This window comes from Allobosea sp. FG18 (assembly GCF_057809495.1).
This window is the reverse complement of sequence record NZ_JBMDKB010000023.1, coordinates 36,418-52,250: the sequence shown is the minus strand read 5'-3', so window position 1 is coordinate 52,250 and position 15,833 is coordinate 36,418. Positions and strand designations below refer to the sequence as shown.

General features: G+C 64.5%; 16 protein-coding genes. 12 read left to right on the top strand and 4 right to left on the bottom strand.

The annotated features are described in order from the left end of the window. Window positions 1-37: 37 nt before the first annotated feature. Complete coding sequence (locus tag ACODTJ_RS23150; RefSeq protein WP_454657000.1) at window positions 38-2,857, bottom strand: valine--tRNA ligase; 2,820 nt, start codon at window positions 2,855-2,857, stop codon at window positions 38-40. A gap of 264 nt (window positions 2,858-3,121) precedes the next feature. Here ACODTJ_RS23150 and ACODTJ_RS23145 point away from each other — a divergent pair, with 264 nt between their 5' ends. Continuing rightward, on the top strand, window positions 3,122-3,355 hold the full coding sequence (locus ACODTJ_RS23145) for a hypothetical protein (RefSeq protein ID WP_454657001.1): 234 nt from the start codon (window positions 3,122-3,124) through the stop codon (window positions 3,353-3,355). 37 nt (window positions 3,356-3,392) lie between these two features. Here ACODTJ_RS23145 and ACODTJ_RS23140 read toward each other — a convergent pair whose 3' ends face one another. From ACODTJ_RS23140 to ACODTJ_RS23130, 3 genes are all read right to left on the bottom strand, one after another. Then, complete coding sequence (locus ACODTJ_RS23140) at window positions 3,393-4,001, bottom strand: PopZ family protein (RefSeq protein ID WP_454657002.1); 609 nt, start codon at window positions 3,999-4,001, stop codon at window positions 3,393-3,395. Window positions 4,002-4,164: 163 nt separating this feature from the next. Further along, window positions 4,165-5,580, bottom strand: coding sequence for a TolC family outer membrane protein (locus ACODTJ_RS23135; protein WP_454657003.1), 1,416 nt, complete (start codon window positions 5,578-5,580; stop codon window positions 4,165-4,167). Between the two features lie 159 nt (window positions 5,581-5,739). Further along, on the bottom strand, window positions 5,740-6,381 hold the full coding sequence (locus tag ACODTJ_RS23130) for a protein-L-isoaspartate O-methyltransferase family protein (RefSeq protein WP_454657004.1): 642 nt from the start codon (window positions 6,379-6,381) through the stop codon (window positions 5,740-5,742). Between the two features lie 327 nt (window positions 6,382-6,708). Between ACODTJ_RS23130 and ACODTJ_RS23125 the strand changes: the two genes are divergently transcribed. The 11 genes from ACODTJ_RS23125 to ACODTJ_RS23075 all read left to right on the top strand — a co-directional run bounded on the left by ACODTJ_RS23125 (window position 6,709) and on the right by ACODTJ_RS23075 (window position 15,805). Next, entirely contained in the window at window positions 6,709-7,887 is a 1,179-nt protein-coding gene (locus ACODTJ_RS23125; protein ID WP_488850205.1) for a tyrosine-type recombinase/integrase, read from the top strand. Window positions 7,888-8,018: 131 nt separating this feature from the next. Further along, complete coding sequence (locus ACODTJ_RS23120; protein ID WP_488850203.1) at window positions 8,019-8,237, top strand: helix-turn-helix transcriptional regulator; 219 nt, start codon at window positions 8,019-8,021, stop codon at window positions 8,235-8,237. Next, entirely contained in the window at window positions 8,234-9,133 is a 900-nt protein-coding gene (locus ACODTJ_RS23115; protein ID WP_488850201.1) for a hypothetical protein, read from the top strand. Before ACODTJ_RS23120 ends, ACODTJ_RS23115 begins: the two co-directional genes overlap by 4 nt. Window positions 9,134-9,193: 60 nt before the next feature. Then, window positions 9,194-9,460: a hypothetical protein gene (locus ACODTJ_RS23110; protein WP_488850199.1), complete on the top strand. Its 267-nt coding sequence runs from the start codon at window positions 9,194-9,196 to the stop codon at window positions 9,458-9,460. Then, on the top strand, window positions 9,441-10,619 hold the full coding sequence (locus tag ACODTJ_RS23105; RefSeq protein WP_488850197.1) for a hypothetical protein: 1,179 nt from the start codon (window positions 9,441-9,443) through the stop codon (window positions 10,617-10,619). The genes ACODTJ_RS23110 and ACODTJ_RS23105 overlap by 20 nt, the downstream gene beginning before the upstream one ends. Next, window positions 10,616-10,894: a hypothetical protein gene (locus ACODTJ_RS23100; protein WP_488850195.1), complete on the top strand. Its 279-nt coding sequence runs from the start codon at window positions 10,616-10,618 to the stop codon at window positions 10,892-10,894. Before ACODTJ_RS23105 ends, ACODTJ_RS23100 begins: the two co-directional genes overlap by 4 nt. Window positions 10,895-10,911: 17 nt before the next feature. Next, the gene (locus ACODTJ_RS23095) at window positions 10,912-11,949 is read left to right on the top strand and encodes a hypothetical protein (protein ID WP_488850193.1); all 1,038 of its coding nucleotides are present in this window, start codon (window positions 10,912-10,914) and stop codon (window positions 11,947-11,949) included. 246 nt (window positions 11,950-12,195) lie between these two features. Beyond that, on the top strand, window positions 12,196-12,618 hold the full coding sequence (locus ACODTJ_RS23090; protein ID WP_488850191.1) for a hypothetical protein: 423 nt from the start codon (window positions 12,196-12,198) through the stop codon (window positions 12,616-12,618). Continuing rightward, a complete protein-coding gene (locus ACODTJ_RS23085; RefSeq protein WP_488850189.1) occupies window positions 12,615-13,817 on the top strand; it encodes a phage portal protein in 1,203 nt (400 codons plus the stop codon). Before ACODTJ_RS23090 ends, ACODTJ_RS23085 begins: the two co-directional genes overlap by 4 nt. Continuing rightward, complete coding sequence (locus ACODTJ_RS23080) at window positions 13,801-14,211, top strand: hypothetical protein (RefSeq protein WP_488850187.1); 411 nt, start codon at window positions 13,801-13,803, stop codon at window positions 14,209-14,211. The genes ACODTJ_RS23085 and ACODTJ_RS23080 overlap by 17 nt, the downstream gene beginning before the upstream one ends. After that, window positions 14,204-15,805: a phage major capsid protein gene (locus tag ACODTJ_RS23075; protein WP_488850185.1), complete on the top strand. Its 1,602-nt coding sequence runs from the start codon at window positions 14,204-14,206 to the stop codon at window positions 15,803-15,805. The genes ACODTJ_RS23080 and ACODTJ_RS23075 overlap by 8 nt, the downstream gene beginning before the upstream one ends. Window positions 15,806-15,833: the final 28 nt, after the last annotated feature.

The window sequence follows — 15,833 nt, the reverse complement described above, 5'->3', positions numbered from 1 at the left end:
GACGGGACGGATCACGCGCCGAGCCGGCAGCGCTACGTCAGGCCAGCCGCGCCAAAGCTTCGGCGACCTTGAGCTTGCGGGCCTCGGCCGCCGCCTTGCGATCGCGGTTCTCCTCGACGATCTCCTCCGGCGCGCGGGCCATGAAATCGGGGTTGCCGAGCTTCTTCTCGACGACCGCGATATCCTGATCGAGCTTGGCCAGTTCCTTGGTCAGGCGCGAGCGCTCGGCGTCGAGATCGATCAGCCCGGCGAGCGGCAGGGCCGCGACCTCGCCGCGCACGATGATCTGGGCCGACTGGGCCGGCGCCGCCGTCTCGAAACCGATGTCGGAGACGCGGGCCAGCCGCTCGATCATCGGCCGCCAGCTCTCGATCGTCGCCCGCGTCGCATCGGACGCGTTGACGAGGACGAGCGGGGCTTGCGTGCCGGCGGGCACGTTGACCTCCGAGCGGACCGAGCGGATATCCGAGATCAGGTCGACGACGAAGCCGATCTCGGCCTCCGCCGCCGCATCCTTGAGCGCCGAGAGATCAGGCCAGCGGGTCAGGCAGACCAGCGAGGCATCGCCGGCCGCGAGCTTGCGCGGCGCGCCGGCCTCGGCCTTCTGCGCCCAGAGCTCCTCGGTGAGGAACGGCATGAACGGATGCAGGAGCTGGCAGATCAGGTCAATGACGTAGGCGACCGTCGCCTGCGTCTCGGCGCGGGCTGCGGCATCGACGCCCTCGCCCTGCAGCACGGGCTTGGCGAGTTCGAGATACCAGTCGCAGAACTGATTCCAGACGAAGCGATAGGCCGCGCCGGCCGCCTCGTTGAACCTGAAGCTCGGAATGCCGGCCGCGATCTCCTCGGCCGCCTGAGCCGCCTCGCTGAGGATCCAGCGGTTGAGCGGCTGCTTGACGGATGCCGGATCGAAACCTTCGGCACGGGCGCAGCCGTTCAGCTCGGCGAAACGCGCGGCGTTCCAGATCTTGGTCGCGAAGTTGCGGTAGCCCTCGACGCGCTGCGTGCTGAGCTTGATGTCGCGGCCCTGTGCCGCCATGGCCGACAGCGTGAAGCGCAGGGCATCGGCGCCGTACTTGTCGACGAGCGTCAGCGGATCGATGACGTTGCCCTTCGACTTCGACATCTTCGCGCCCTTCTCGTCGCGAACGATGGCGTGGATGTAGACGTCCTTGAACGGCACCTCGTCCATGAAGTTGAGGCCCATCATCATCATCCGGGCGACCCAGAAGAAGATGATGTCGAAGGCGGTGACCAGCGTCGCCGTCGGGTAATAATGCTTCAGCTCGGTCGTCTGTTCGGGCCAGCCCAGGGTCGAGAACGGCCAGAGCGCCGAGGAGAACCAGGTGTCGAGCACGTCCTCGTCGCGCGTCAGCGCGACGGTGTCGCCGTAATGCGCCATCGCCAGCGTCTGCGCCTCGGCTTCCGACTCGGCGACGAAGACCTCGCCATCCGGCCCGTACCAGGCCGGGATCTGGTGGCCCCACCAGAGCTGGCGCGAGACGCACCAGGGCTCGATATTCTCCAGCCAGTCGTAATAGACCTTGGTCCAGTTCTCGGGCGTGAACTTGGTGCGCCCGTCCTGCACCGCCTTGATCGAGCGCTGCGCCAGCGGCTTGACGTCGACATACCACTGGTCGGTCAGCCAGGGCTCGATCACGACATCCGAGCGGTCGCCATGGGGCACGGTATGGGTGTTCGGCTCGACCTTCACCAGCAGGCCACGCGCAGCCATCATCTCGACGACGCGGCGGCGCGCGACGAAGCGGTCGGCGCCGTCGAGCGCGAGCGTCTCGGCCTCCGGCTTGGCACCGGCCAGGAAATCCTCGTTGCCGGCGAGCAGGATGCGCGCCTCGCCGTCGAGGATATTGACGACGTCGAGCTGGTGGCGCTTGCCGACCTCGAAATCGTTGAAGTCATGGGCCGGCGTGATCTTGACTGCGCCCGTGCCCTTCTCGGGATCGGCATAGTCGTCGCCGAAGATCGGGATGATGCGGCCGACCAGCGGCAACACCGCCTTGCGGCCGATCAGATGGCCGATCGTCTCGTTGTCGGGGTGAACCGCGACGCCGGTATCGCCCAGCATCGTCTCGGGCCGAGTGGTCGCGACGGTGATGAAGGTCGAGGCGTCGTCGGCGTCATAGGTCGCGCCTTCGAGCGGATAGTTGAAATAGTAGAGATGGCCATTCGGATCGCGGCTCAAGGCCTTGTCGAGCTTGGCCGCGTTGAATTCGTCCTCGCCGCCGCGTTGCCATTTGAACGTGCCGGTCTTCTCGACTTGCAGAACCTCGAGATCCGAGATCGCGGTCTGGAATTTCGGGTCCCAATTCACCAGCCGCTTGGCGCGGTAGACCAGGCCCTGCTTGTGCAGCCCGACGAAGACCTTGAGGACGGCGGCAGACAGCCCCTCATCCATGGTGAAGCGCTCGCGCGACCAGTCGCAGGAGGCGCCGAGCCGGCGGAGCTGGTTGACGATCGTGCCGCCGGACTCCTCCTTCCACTTCCAGACCTCGGCGAGGAAGGCCTCGCGGCCCATGCTGCGGCGGTCAGTACGGTTCTCGGCGGCAAGCTTGCGCTCGACGACCATCTGCGTCGCGATGCCGGCATGGTCGGTGCCGGGCTGCCAGAGCACGTCCTTGCCGCGCAGGCGCTCGAAGCGGCAGAGCACGTCCTGGAGCGTGTTGTTGAGCGCGTGGCCCATATGCAGCGAGCCGGTGACGTTCGGCGGCGGAATCACGATGCAATAGGGCTCGGCGCCGGGGGCCGCACCCCTGCCCGCCTTGAAGGCCTGCGCCTCGTCCCAGGCCTTGCTGATCCGGGCCTCGACGGAGGCCGGTTCGAAAGTCTTGTCCATCATCGCATCGCTCGAACGCAGAAAGGCCGGGGAACCTGCCCCGGCCGGAAAAATCACGGGCCAAAAAGGTCTCGGCCCTTAAGAGCCCATGCGCAGGCCGCACGTCAACGTTTTCGATGATACGCGACCGCCGGCCAGCTCTGCATTGGCCTCAGGCGAGGTTCGACCACGGGAACCAGGGCAGCTTCACCCCGTTATGGGAGAGCCGACGAATTGCGGGCGTCGCCCCGGCGTTGTTCGAGGCCCTGAAACGACGAGCAGGAAGTGATGATGAAGCTCTTGGTCCACGCCCTCGGGGCCTGGTTCGTAGTCGAGGCGGCTTCGGGCCGTTATCCCCGCCCGGTCGCCGTCGGGTTGACGATGCTGGTCTCGCGGTTGGGCGCCCCGGCGACGGCCCTCGCCATGGCAGGCTACGGCTTGATGCGCCTCAAGGAGGCCGGCGCATTCGAGCGCGTCCAGCCTCAAACGCGGCGCCGTCGAACCAGCGGCAACGCCAGATAGCACCATGAATACGCTATAGGGACGCCGGGCGGCCGCCTCAGCTGCGGCCACCGCGCGCGACGCGCTCGATCTCGGTGCGGACCAGCCGCTCGACCATGGTCGGCAGGTTGTCGTCGAGCCAGGTCTTGAGCATCGGCTTCAGCATGTCCTTGACCAGATCCTCCAGCGTCCGCGCGTTGTTGCTGAGCACGGTCGAGGCGAGTTGGCCGAAGGCGTTGGTCACCACCGAACTGGCCTGATCCGACAACAGGCTCGCCATGTCGGGGACAGTCGCGAAAGCAGGCTGCGATTGAGGCTGTGGCGGCTCAAATCGGACCGGGGTCGGCTGCGGCTCGGCTGCAGGGGCCGGCGGCTCCGGAGGCAGAGCCGCGACGGGCTCCTCATCGACGAAGGCGACATCGGATTCGTCCGGGGCAGCGGCCGGCGGAACGGGCGCGGGCTCCGGCATGGGCGCGGCGACCAGAGCGGCCTCCGCCCCCAGGTCCAGCACGTCGTCGTCGATGGCGGCGACCGGCGCAGGTTCCGGCTCGACTGGCGGCGCGGCGGCCTCCTCGGCCGGCTTCGTCTCGTCATCCGAGATGATCCGGCGGATGGAGGCGAGGATCTCCTCCATCGACGGTTCGCTGGGCTTGGCTTGCGCGCTCATGAGTCAGACCGTTGGACACCGGGCGCGCCGACGGAATCAACGCCGCTCCAAGAGCGCAGTATTCCACGGCAGCGATGTCAGACAAGGCACCAACGGGCTCTCCCACAGGAGAAATCCGCTCTGTTGCCGGAATGTGCCGCGGCGCGGAGCCGACAGCCGCCCTTCAGCGGCCGTCGGGGGTCTGGGTGCCCCAGAGCTTGCCCTGCACCTGCTCGTAATGCTGGCGAGCGTCGTAGATCTCGGCCTTGAGCTTGAGCGACTGGGCGGAGAGCTTGCCGATCGCGGACAGCACCGCATAGGAGGCGACGACCCGGTCACGCTGCGCGACCACGAGGCTCGAGCGGGCGCTCACCAGCTCCTGCTGGGCGTTGAGGACGTCGAGCGTCGTGCGCTGGCCGACCTTCGCCTCCTCGCGGACGCCGGACAGAGCCGTGGACGCGGCTTCGACCTGCGCCTGGGCCGCGGTGATCTGAGCCTTGGCGGCTTCGTGCCCGCCCCAGGCGGAGACGACGGCGGCGCGCACGGTGTCGCGCTGGGTGTCGACCTCGATCCGGCGCTGGCCGGCCGTTTCCTTGGCCTGGCGGGTGCGGGCATAGATCTGGCCGCCCTCGTAGATCGGAATAGTCAGCGTGCCGACGAGGCTGGCCGAGAAGCGGTTGTCGCCGGAGAACTGGCTGTCATAGCGCTGCTGGACCACGCCGCGGACGCCGACGACGGGATAGAGGTCGGCCTCGGTGACCTTGACCTGGAGTTCCGCGGCGTCGACGCCGTGCAGCGAGGCGATGATCGCCGGGTGGTTCGAGAGAGCCTGGGTCAGCGCGGTCGGCAGCGACTTCGGCAGCAGCCCCTCGACCGGCCGGGCCGGCGCGAGCGAGCGCGGCTCGGTGCCCACATTCTGGCGGAAGCGCGCCACGGAGGTCTTCAGGTTCGATTCGGCCAGAATCGCCTGCGAGCGGGCCGATGACAGGCGGGCTTCCGCCTGCGCAACGTCGGTGCGCGTCACTTCGCCGACCTGAAACCGGTCGCGCGTCTGGCGCAGCTGCTCCTCAAGCACCTCGACGTTGTTGCGGTTGAGGTTGAGGATCGCCGTGTCGCGCAGCACGTTCATGTAGGAGGTCGCGGCATCGAGCAGCACGTTCTGCTCGGTGTTGCGCAGCGTGGCGCGGGCGCCGAGCACCTGCGATTCGGACTGGCCGACGGCGCTGCGGGTCTTGCCGGAATCGAAGATGTTCTGGTCGACCTGCACGCCGACGCCGCGCGGACCAAGCCGGGACACGTTGGTGTTGTGGACCGACGAATTGCTGGCGAAGGCCGGAATGCCCGATTCGGTGATGCTGGCGCCGATATCGGCCGAGGCCGTGATGCGCGGCCGGTAACCCGCCTTCGCCTGCGGCACGTTCTCGTCGGTCGCACGGACCGAGGCGCGCTGCGCATTGAGGGTCGGATTGGCGGAATAGGCTCGCGCGAGCGCGGCGTCCATGGTTTGGGCCGAAACCGGCCCCGCCCAACCTCCGGCCAACGCCAGGGCGAAGGCGGCGGAGAGAGCAAGGCCGGAAATCTTGTCGTAGCGTTTATGCACTGGACGCCTCATGTGCGCACTGAAAGTCGCGCCCAGGCATCGCCCCAGCCTCGGCAGAGTTGCAATTTATACTCGTTCCGGCACCTCTCGCCAACGCATGGGGCGGTGCCGGAATGGTTTCGTTCGAACAGTGCCGTAAAAATGCGACACTTGTCGTCATCAGAAAACGAAGGCCGCGGGACGGCGGAACTCCGAGATAACAGGCGCAGCGGCGTCGAAAACGGGTCTTCCGGAGACGATTTCGCTGGATTTCAGATAGAGCATCACCCGTGCCGCCCGGCCCAGCCCCTCGACCACGATGAGCCGGCCTTCCGGCCGCAGCAGCGGGAAAAGCGTTTCGGGCACGATCTCGCAGGCCCCGCTGACGAGAATCGCGTCGAAGCTGGCAGCCGCCGGTTGCGCCGCCGTGATCGTCACATTGCCGGCTCCGGCGCGGCTCAGCGCCGATTCGGCCAGAGCGCGCGCCGCATTGTCAGGCTCCCAGAGCGTGGCCTTTGCGCCCATGTTTGCCATCAGCGCGGCGCCATAGCCGGAACCGCCGGCATATTCGAGCGCGGCCTCGCCCGGCTGCGGGTCCAAGAGTTGGATCATCCGCACCGCGACCATCGGGGTCATCAGCGCCCGGCCGGTGCCCGGCAGCGGGATCGACTGGTCGAGATAGGCGAGATGGGACAGGTTTCCGGGAACGAAAGCCTCGCGCGGCACCGAATCCGCCGCGGCCAGCGCGGCCCGATCGGTGATGTCATAGGTGCGCAGCTGGCAATCGACCATATTGCGGCGCAGCGAGGTAAAATCGTCCATACCCGAACTCTCCGTCCACGGCGCCGGTGCTGCAAGGCGCGGCCGATGCTCTGAAAGCCGCCACGAACCGGTGCAGCGATCGCGCCGTTCTTCCGCAGCTTTCTGTTCGAGGCTCGCGCAAAAGGCAAGCGCCGCCTGAGACCGCAGGCATGAACCAGCGGCGTTCAAGACGATCTGTCGATGTGCGGGGGAAGCTGGCTCCCGGAGCAGGGGTCAATCCCTTGATATTGCTGGCAGAAACGGCTTGTCTTTCCCTAATCCGCGCATAAATGTCGGTACTGTCAGCATTGTCGTCAGGGACGGTTTAGGGAAAGGAATAGGGTCGGAATGGCCAGAAACCTGCTTACCGCCGCCGCAATCAAGGCGGCTGACAAGCCGAAACTCCGAGATGGGGATGGCTTGTGGCTGCACAAGGCCGCGTCGGGCGCCTGGTACTGGACGTTCATCTACACCCGCGCCCACAAGCGACGCGAACTCGGTTTCGGCCGTTATGGCGCCCTCCCCGGCGAGGTCGGAATCACCTTGGCCCGAAAGAAAGCAGACGATGCCCGGTCGCTGCTGGCGGCTGGCAAGGACCCCTACGACGAGATCGCGAACCGGAGGCGGCAGGCAGACCGTCCGACCTTCGGCAAGATCATCGACGAGTACATTGAGGCGATGAAGTCCACATGGCGCGGCAGGCAGACCGAGCCGAGATGGCGGCGGTTCGCCGATGTGCACGCCGAGCCGATCAGGAAGGTCGCCGTCTCCGACGTCAGCACGGACGACGTCGTCAAGATACTCAAGCCCATCTGGTCGACGAAGGCTGAGACGGCGATGAAATGTCGCGAGATGGCCAAGCAAGTCCTTGACCACGCCAAGGCACGCGGCCTGCGATCCGGCGACAACCCAGCTGAGTGGAAAGGACATCTCGACAAGATACTGCCCAAGCGGGACGCGCTGAAGGTGGAGAACCACCCGGCCCTGCCCTACCCCGACCTGCCGGACTTCTTCGCCAAGCTCATGAAGGAGACCAGCATCGGCGCACAGGCGCTCGCCTTCACGATCCTGACGGCGGCACGGTCCGGCGAGACGCGCGGCGCTGTATGGAGCGAGATCGACCTAGACTTGGCGATCTGGACGGTGCCCGCTCCCCGCATGAAGGAAGGCCGCGAACACCGCGTGCCACTGTCTCCGACAGCGGTTGCGATCCTGCAGGCCATGAAAGCGAAGCGGATCTCCGATTTCGTTTTTCCCGGCGGGAGACCGAAAACGCCTCTCTCCGACGTGTCTGTATCCAAGCCCCTCGGAAAGCTCGGAGCTGGGGCGTACACGGTCCACGGCTTTAGGAGTACATTCCGCGACTGGGCCGGCGAGGCGACGGAATTCCAACGAGAGGTCGCCGAGGCCGCTCTAGCGCACGCTGTCGGCGACACAGCCGAACGCGCCTACAGGCGCGGCGATGCGTTGCAGAAAAGACGCACTATGATGAAAGCGTGGGATAAATACTGTCTAAGCGCGCACTGACGGCGCTGTCGCTATTGACATTCGAATATGGGATCAGCCATAGTACGCGCCGCTTTTGAACGGATTCGTACTTGCCGTATGAATATCGCACATTAGCAAAACAGGTGTCAAGCCCTCGGGAGGATTTTTTGATGACCACCGCCGCGAATGACAATATTCCTATCTTGATAAGCGCTAAGGATGCCGCTGCCCTCACCTCACTGAGCCGTCCGCAAATCAACGTTCTTCGCGGACGTGACGAGTTTCCTGCCGCCGTCTCCCTCGGAGACCGCCGGATCGCATTCGTCCGAGCGGAGGTCATCGGCTGGGTTAACGACCGCATCGCCGCCCGCGCGAGGGCTGTGGCGTGAGTGCGGAGCTTTATACGGCTAGCCCCTTAAACGCTGCCAACGAGAACAAGCGCCATCGGGCCACGAAGGCTGAGATGGAGGTTCGCGCGCTCTTTCTGCTGGACTATGCGGCGAGATATGCCCCTGTGACGGTGAGGCAGCTGTATTACGCCGCGACCGTTGCTGCTCTTCCCGGCATCGCCAAGGACGACAATGGTTACAGTGCCGTGCAGCAGCAGGTTCTCAAGCTTCGCCGTGAAGGGCGCATGCCCTACTGGCACATTGCCGACCTGACTCGCTTCTTTCGCGGTGTGGTCACCCACAACGGCGTGGACGAGGCTTTGCGAGATACGGCGAGGTTATACCGCCGGTCACTCTGGCGTGACAAAGACTGCCGCATAGAGTTCTGGCTTGAGAAGGACGCCCTCGCCGGATGCGTTCAACCCGTCACCGAACAGTATGCGGTGCCGCTGATGGTGTGTCGCGGGTTCACTTCCGAGACGTTCGCTTATGAGGCTGTCGAAGCAATCGCACAGACCGGGCAAGAGACGCACATCTATCACCTCGGAGACTTCGACCGCTCGGGCCAGGATGCAGCCGACGACCTCGGGCGCAAGCTCGTAGGTTTCGCGTCACAGAAGGGCGCGCGGGTGAAGTTCCACAAACTGGCAATCACCCTCGACGACATCACGAGCCACGACCTTCCAACCCGCGAACCCAAACGGAACTCACCGGCCGACAGGCGTTGGCCGTATGACTTCGCGTGCGAGTTGGACGCGCTGCGGCCCGACATCCTGCGCGGATATGTTCGGGGCATCTGCAAATACTACATGCCCGATGCAGAGCTTCAACAGCTGCTGGCGGCTGAAGAGTCGGAGCGCCAACTGCTGCACGGCCTTGCCGCGATGGCCGCTTAACAGGCTAGCCGGTTAAACCCCCGCGCCTCCGGACGCGGCTTCCACAACCATGAGGATCTGATGCAGATCACCAACATGAGGCCCGTCGACTACGGCGGGCCAGGGGCGACTGTAACTGTCGCGTCCTTCACCGTTCAGGTCACGCCCGACGTGACGCTCAACAACGTCCAGCTTCGCCGGAAGCCGGACGGCTCCTATCGCATTCAACCATCCCGCGCGTTCGGCGAGCCGTCTGCGTTTTTCACCGGCCCGGTCGCCCGCAAGCTCGCCGAAGCCGCCACCATCGAATTCGAGAGGCAGTGCGCCCGTGACATCGCTCTCCGCTGAGAAGACCGCAGAGACCCGCGCCTACTGGACGCACAAGGTCGATGCTTTCCCCGGGCCGGTTGCCCAGTTCCGGATGGCGCAGCTCATCGACCTCGATGATCGGCTGTATGAGAATGCCCGCGTCGTCTATCGCTTCCTCATCGGCTGGTATCACGACGGTCATGGCGACGCCCTGCTGTCGATGCGGCACGTCTCCAAGGTCATGCGTGCCCGCGCACCTGAGGGCGTAGCGGTTCTCTCGCATTCCGTGGTCCAGCGCGCAGTGTCTGCCTTGCTCGACACCGGGTGGGTGGTCCGCACTCACAAGGGTCGTGGCAAAGGCAAGGGCGCGAGCCGGTTCATGCCGGTGCTCAACGTGCTGGAACTGGCCGGTCAGGGGAAATTCCCCGAACCGTCCCATAGTGGCGGTACGGTTGATTCCAGCACCGAACTGTCCCGCTCTAATGGGACAGTAGTGTCCCGCTCTAATGGGACGGTTGAGCACGAACTGTCCCGCTCTAATGGTCCCAAGACTCTATTACTGGACCCGGTTATAGAACCGGGAACAGGTAATAGTAATGATGTATCCGGCGACGCTGCGGCGGATGGGCTTGCGCCCACCGCGCGCGCCGGGTTTGAGCGCATCTGGAATGCCTACGGCAAGCTGGGCTCAAAGGCCGCATCTCGCGAGGCATGGGCAACCATCGTCAATCCGGACGTCGACCATATCGCTGACCGCGCCGCATCTTGGGCCGCTTCGGCGCAGCCGGGCCGGAAGCGCATGCCGCTGGAAAAGTGGCTCGCCCTTGAGAAGTACGACGAGGCTGACAGGCAGGTCGCCCCCCGTCCCGACAAGCCCGCCAGCAACGACAACCAGCCCGCCGTCATTCGGGGCGGTGAGACGGACCTGCCTAAAGGCGAGCACCGGCTTGAGGTGGTGGAGTTCGTTGACGCGAACTGGATGTCCTACGAGTCGAGTGCGGAGCTGAAGTTGCGGGACGACAACGGACGCGAGTACCGGCACGTGCTGCATGTCTGCTCTAGGAACGCTGCCGAAGAACGGGCGGGTCGCGATTCCCACCGAACGCTGGGCGAGGCCACGGGCGAAGACGTCCAACCGGGTGTCCGCCTGCTCGTCACCGTATCCGACACGGTGACGTATTCGGGGGTCGCCGCATGAACCGGGGCGAGGTCGAAGACATCGTCGAGGTAATGCTGGACTCGCGCGGTGGCCTTGGCGCGGCTCATGACGATGACGCGCCGCGGGAAGTCATCCCTATTAAATCCTTCGCCGCGTTCGGGTCTGCGGGCAATCCCGTCGAGGTGATCGGCGTCGGTTACTTCAACGGCATGACGCAGTTTCTCGTCATCGACGAGGACGAGGGCGCCATTTTTCCGATTTTTCGGGAGAACGTCTTCAAATCAAAAGAGAGCGCCGAACGCGCCGCCAACTAACTCAGATGGGAAATGCTATGATCACGCAGAAAATGCTCAACCCCGGCGCGCCACCGATCGACTTCAAGCCGCGCCGCCACAAGCCGGCCGCCCCACGGCTGGTCAAGTGGCTGATCGACCAGGGCGAACACGCGGCCGCATGGGCGCTGACTCGTTACGCCGAGATGACGCGCCCCGCCAACGACAACCTGGCTGAACCGGATTACGGCGAGGCAATGGATATCGACAGCACGCAGGAGATCCGCCCGCGGCCCAACGAACTGATGCGCGCGACGCGACTGCCCGGCACAGACGGCGAGATGAATGCGACTGCGCCGACGACGCTGGACGAGCGCAAGCACCCCAGCGACCCGATCATCGCCCGCTGCGGCACGACACGATTCAACCTTACCCCCGGCCGGTCACGCTGGTCGGAAGGGCTGTTGACGCACTACGGTGACGCGAACGGGAAGACGCGCGAGCCACGCGAGAAGGCGACCCGTAGCAAGGGGGCAGCGAAGCCGGCACGAAGCCCTTCCGCTATCGAGCGCTACCTTGCCATGCCCGCCGCCACGTCGGGCGCTACGACGCTTCACCGTCCGATGTATTACGGCGGCGGCACGTATTGCGAGACTACGCCCCTGAAGGCCATGGTACGCGCCTGGCTTGTGGAGCAAGGAGTCGACGGCAGCGTTCCCTTCGAGATTGCCCGGCATCGCGCCAAGAGGCACGCCGTCCGCGGCAAGACCTTCATCGCGCCGGGTGCCGAGTTCGGCGGCGTTACTATGGGCAGGGACGACGGCAACCGCGCCCCATCGCATATTGAAGGCCATGAGCCGACGCCCTATGCACCCGGCGGGTTGGATCGCGACGACATCCGTGACGAAATCCCGGCTCGTGTCGTCACCGTTCTGGAAATCGCCGCGGCAGGCGGAACGATCTCAGAGATCGGCCTTCAACATGGCGCAAGACCGGCGAGCGCAGTCTATCAAGGTGAGAAGCTTTTCCGCGAAGCTTTGGCCGAATTGGCGCTGAAGCTCCCGGCGAATGATAATAGGAAAGCACTCGCCGCATAGAATTCAAATCCAATGCACACTCATGCGGGTTATCTATAAGAGGCTTTTTCCCCCTCTGAGTAGACTGAGGGCGTGTGCGCCGATCTTGTTTGGCGTCGCGCCCTCTTTTTTATTTGCCTAAACATTTTCGAGACATCGTGCATCCGCCGGGATGGCGGGCGCGATGGGGCTTGAGCGGCAGGCTGCTTCCTTCTCCAGCCTGCCGCTCGCCTTTTTTCATCTCAGACCTTCCATCAGGAACCTTCCATGCCGCCAGTTAACTGGTCGGTGCGCGTATACTCGCGCGCCCAGGCGGCCGAACTGGCCGCCATCAACCCGGGCACGCTCGACGTCCGCATTCATAGGATGCGCGATTGCGACGTGCTGTTCAGTGAGCGCCGCAACAGCCGTCGCGTCTTCAGCGCTCGCGATATCACAGTGCTCGCAGTCGCATACGAGATCGAACGGGCAGGTCGTTCCTGGCTCGACGCACTCGGCATCGCGTTCGACCATCTGCAAGAGCCGCCCGAAGCCGACGCTTTGCTGATCCTGACGCCGACGCCCGTCCGCGACTCTGGCGGACCCTATGTCGCCAAGGAAGTGCCTGAGCCCATCGTGCGCTCAACCCTGGTCGTCCCCATCGGATCGATCGCTGCTGATATTCTCAATCGTATTGGACACCCAGAATGAATTGGCGCTGGCCATTCCAGAAACGCGCCCTTACCGCTGCCGACCTTCCAGAATCCCTGATCTCCGCACCTACCCCCGCAGGCATTCCCGTAAACGCCGCTACGGCGCTCCACAGCCCCACGGTGCTAGGCTGCGTCAGGCTGCTATCGGAAATCGTTGGGACGCTGCCGTGCCACGTCTACAAGAAGGACGAGGACGGCTCCCGCGACCGTGCCGATCATGCTGGCGCAGCGGTGCTGTCCCGCCCCAATCCGTGGACCGGATCCGGCGAGCAGCGCACTCGCATGATGGTGGATGCTCTGCTGCACGGCGAGGCCTTCGGCCGCGTTCTGCGTGCCCGTGGTGCCCCTAAAGAAATCCATCGGCTGGACCCGTCCGGCGTCACTGTGAAGATCACGGACAGGCTCGAGCCCGAGTACCATATCGCCCAGAAGACCGGCGCACCGATCGTACTCGGCTGGCGTGACGTGCTCCACGTTCAGACCCCCGGCTCGCTTCCCGACAAACCCCTGAAGCTGCTGGACATGGCCCGCGATGCGATCAGCGTCGACCTCGCCATGCAGCGCTATCAGGGCCGCGTCTTCGGAGCGGGTGCCAGGCCCTCGGCCATCCTGAAGGTGCCGGCAAAAACGCCGCCCGAACGCCGGAAGGAAATCAAGGAGTCATGGGACGAAGCTCACTCCGGCGGGCAGGCCGGGCGCACCGCCCTCATCGATGACACCATGGACTGGAAGGCCGTCAGCTTCTCCATGGTCGAAAGCGACTTCCTTCAACTGAGGAAGCACGCCGCCAGTGAAATCAACCGGACTTTCAAGGTTCCGGAGACGCTGAACGGCAACCTTGATCGCGGTGTCTGGAGGAACGTCGAAGAGTTAACGCAGGTCTTCCTAGACTTCGCGCTGACGCCTTGGCTCGACGCTTGGCAAAACGCTTACGAGCGCGTGCTCCTCAAGGAGTCTGAGCGCGGTCAGTACTTCGTTGAATTCAAGATTGACGCCATCGCCAAGGCCAACCTAGCCGCCCGATACACTGCGTATCGCCAGGCTACCGGCGGCTCGTGGATGACGCCGAACGAAACGCGCAAGCTCGACAACCTTCCGCCGATCGATGGCGGCGATGAGCTTCTGTTGCAGGCGGGCCAAGCGCCCGCCGATCAGCCATCAACCCCAGCACAGGAACAGAATGACAGACAAGATTGACCGCGTTACCGCCCATTTTGGTGGACGCGACCTTACCTTCAAGCTCGACCGCGACCGGATTCCCTACATCGAGTCCTTCCTTGGCGAGCCGCTTCAGGTCCGCTGGCGGAAGATCATGGAAGGCGTCGCTCGCACAGCCGAGGTCATGCAGGTCGTCGAGTTGGCGGCTCCTTCCGGTCTGGGCATCAAGCAGCCCAAGGACGAGATGGACGTCTTTCGCATCCGCACGCCGATGTTTGCGAAGGGGCCTTCGACTTGGGTCGGTAAGGTCTTCGCCGACAAGCCCCCGGCACGTTACGCGATCCTGGCACAAGGCATCATCGCTGCGGCCCTGACTGGAATTCCGGCAGAGGCTGCTCATTTCGATGAGCGCGAGGAGCCGGCGGATGACTGACCTCGTCGCGACTGAGATCCAGCGTCGGCACGTTGCCGCACCGCTGGCCCGGGCCGTAGTCGACGCCGAGGCAGGCACCTTCAGCGGGTACGCCGCCGTCTTCAACGACCTCGTCCCATCCTATAACGAGCGGGTCCTCCCGGGCGCGTTCACTCGCACCCTGTCCGAGCGCGCCACCCGTGGCGACGCTCTCGCGATCCTCTGGGCTCATGACCCGCGCGAGGTCATCGGCGTTGCGACGTCGCTTGTCGAAGACAGCTACGGCCTGAAAGTAGAGGGCCGCCTGATCCTAGATATCGCGCGAGCCCGCGATGCCCATACCCTCATTCGCGAAGGCATCAACTCCCTCTCGATCGGTTTCTATCCGGTCAAGTGGGACCGAAACGCCAAGGGTGAATACCTGATCGAAGACGCAGAGCTTGTTGAGTTCTCCGTCGTCTATGCCGGCGCGTCTCCTCGCGCCAAGATTACTTCAATTCGTTCCTTAGAGGATTCTATGCCGACCAACGATACCAATACCGCCGAACTCGAGACCCGCGTCGCTGAACTGCAGTCTCGCATTGACGAGCTTGAAGTCCGCGACCAGCGTGGCGGCACCGGCCGCACCGAGCAGACCGCCGACGTCGAGATGCGTGCGCTGGCCACGTTCGCCCGCTCCGGTGACGATACCGAGATGCGTGCTGCGGCTTCCGACAACGGTCCGGACGGCGGCTGGTTCGTCCTCCCGCAGGTTGACACCACGATCCGCGAACTGGTCACCGACATCTCGCCGATGCGCGGCCTGGCTGAGGTGGTGACCATCAGCACCGACAAGTACGAGCGCTTCTATTCGAAGGGCAAGCGCGGTGCGCAGTGGGTTACCGAGCGCGGCGACCGTCCGCAGGACACGGCCCGCCCGGAGCTGATCAAGCACAGCTATGGCGTTGCCGAGATGTACGCCGCTCCAGCTGCCACCCGGCACGTCCTCGATGACGCCGCGGTCGATATCGCCGCCTGGCTCATCAACAACGCGACGCACGACTTTGCGGAGACCGAGGGCGAAGCGTTCCTTGACGGCGACGGCATCGACAACTCGCCGAAGGGCCTGCTGACCTATCCGACCGCGCCTGAGAAGGACTTCGTTCGCGCTTGGGGTTCCTATGGCTACGTGCCGGCTGGCCATGCTTCCGCGCCGACCGATGCCAACCTGACGACTGCCCTGATCAAGCTCGTCGCCGCGCTGCGCAAGCCCTACAAATCCGGCGCCAAGTTCCTGATGAACAGCAACACGGCCGTTCGCCTGCGCACGATCGTTGACGGCAATGGCCGCGCTCTCTGGGCTCCGACCGGCAACCTGATCGAAGGCGTTGAGCACCCGCTGCTCGGCTATCCGGTTGAGATCGATGAAGGCATGCCGGACATCGGCGCCAATGCCCATCCGATCGCCTTCGGTGACTTCCGCCAGGGTTACGTCATCGTCGACCGTCAGGGCGTTCGCATCAATCGCGATGAGCTGACGCAGAAGGGCCGTGTGATCTTCGACACCTACAAGCGTGTCGGCGGTGGTGCCGGTGACTTCAACGCCATCAAGTTCATGAAGGTCGCGACTGCGTAACTGCATCACGCGAGCAATTCAGTTTCCG

Excerpts from the sequence above, each read along its gene's own strand:
- ACODTJ_RS23150 (WP_454657000.1), bottom strand. The coding sequence starts at position 2,857 with ATGATGGACAAGACTTTCGAACCGGCCTCCGTCGAGGCCCGGATCAGC.
- ACODTJ_RS23145 (WP_454657001.1), top strand. The coding sequence starts at position 3,122 with ATGATGAAGCTCTTGGTCCACGCCCTCGGGGCCTGGTTCGTAGTCGAG.
- ACODTJ_RS23140 (WP_454657002.1), bottom strand. The coding sequence starts at position 4,001 with ATGAGCGCGCAAGCCAAGCCCAGCGAACCGTCGATGGAGGAGATCCTC.
- ACODTJ_RS23130 (WP_454657004.1), bottom strand. The coding sequence starts at position 6,381 with ATGGACGATTTTACCTCGCTGCGCCGCAATATGGTCGATTGCCAGCTG.
- ACODTJ_RS23125 (WP_488850205.1), top strand. The coding sequence starts at position 6,709 with ATGGCCAGAAACCTGCTTACCGCCGCCGCAATCAAGGCGGCTGACAAG.
- ACODTJ_RS23120 (WP_488850203.1), top strand. The coding sequence starts at position 8,019 with ATGACCACCGCCGCGAATGACAATATTCCTATCTTGATAAGCGCTAAG.
- ACODTJ_RS23110 (WP_488850199.1), top strand. The coding sequence starts at position 9,194 with ATGCAGATCACCAACATGAGGCCCGTCGACTACGGCGGGCCAGGGGCG.
- ACODTJ_RS23100 (WP_488850195.1), top strand. The coding sequence starts at position 10,616 with ATGAACCGGGGCGAGGTCGAAGACATCGTCGAGGTAATGCTGGACTCG.
- ACODTJ_RS23095 (WP_488850193.1), top strand. The coding sequence starts at position 10,912 with ATGATCACGCAGAAAATGCTCAACCCCGGCGCGCCACCGATCGACTTC.
- ACODTJ_RS23090 (WP_488850191.1), top strand. The coding sequence starts at position 12,196 with ATGCCGCCAGTTAACTGGTCGGTGCGCGTATACTCGCGCGCCCAGGCG.
- ACODTJ_RS23085 (WP_488850189.1), top strand. The coding sequence starts at position 12,615 with ATGAATTGGCGCTGGCCATTCCAGAAACGCGCCCTTACCGCTGCCGAC.
- ACODTJ_RS23080 (WP_488850187.1), top strand. The coding sequence starts at position 13,801 with ATGACAGACAAGATTGACCGCGTTACCGCCCATTTTGGTGGACGCGAC.
- ACODTJ_RS23075 (WP_488850185.1), top strand. The coding sequence starts at position 14,204 with ATGACTGACCTCGTCGCGACTGAGATCCAGCGTCGGCACGTTGCCGCA.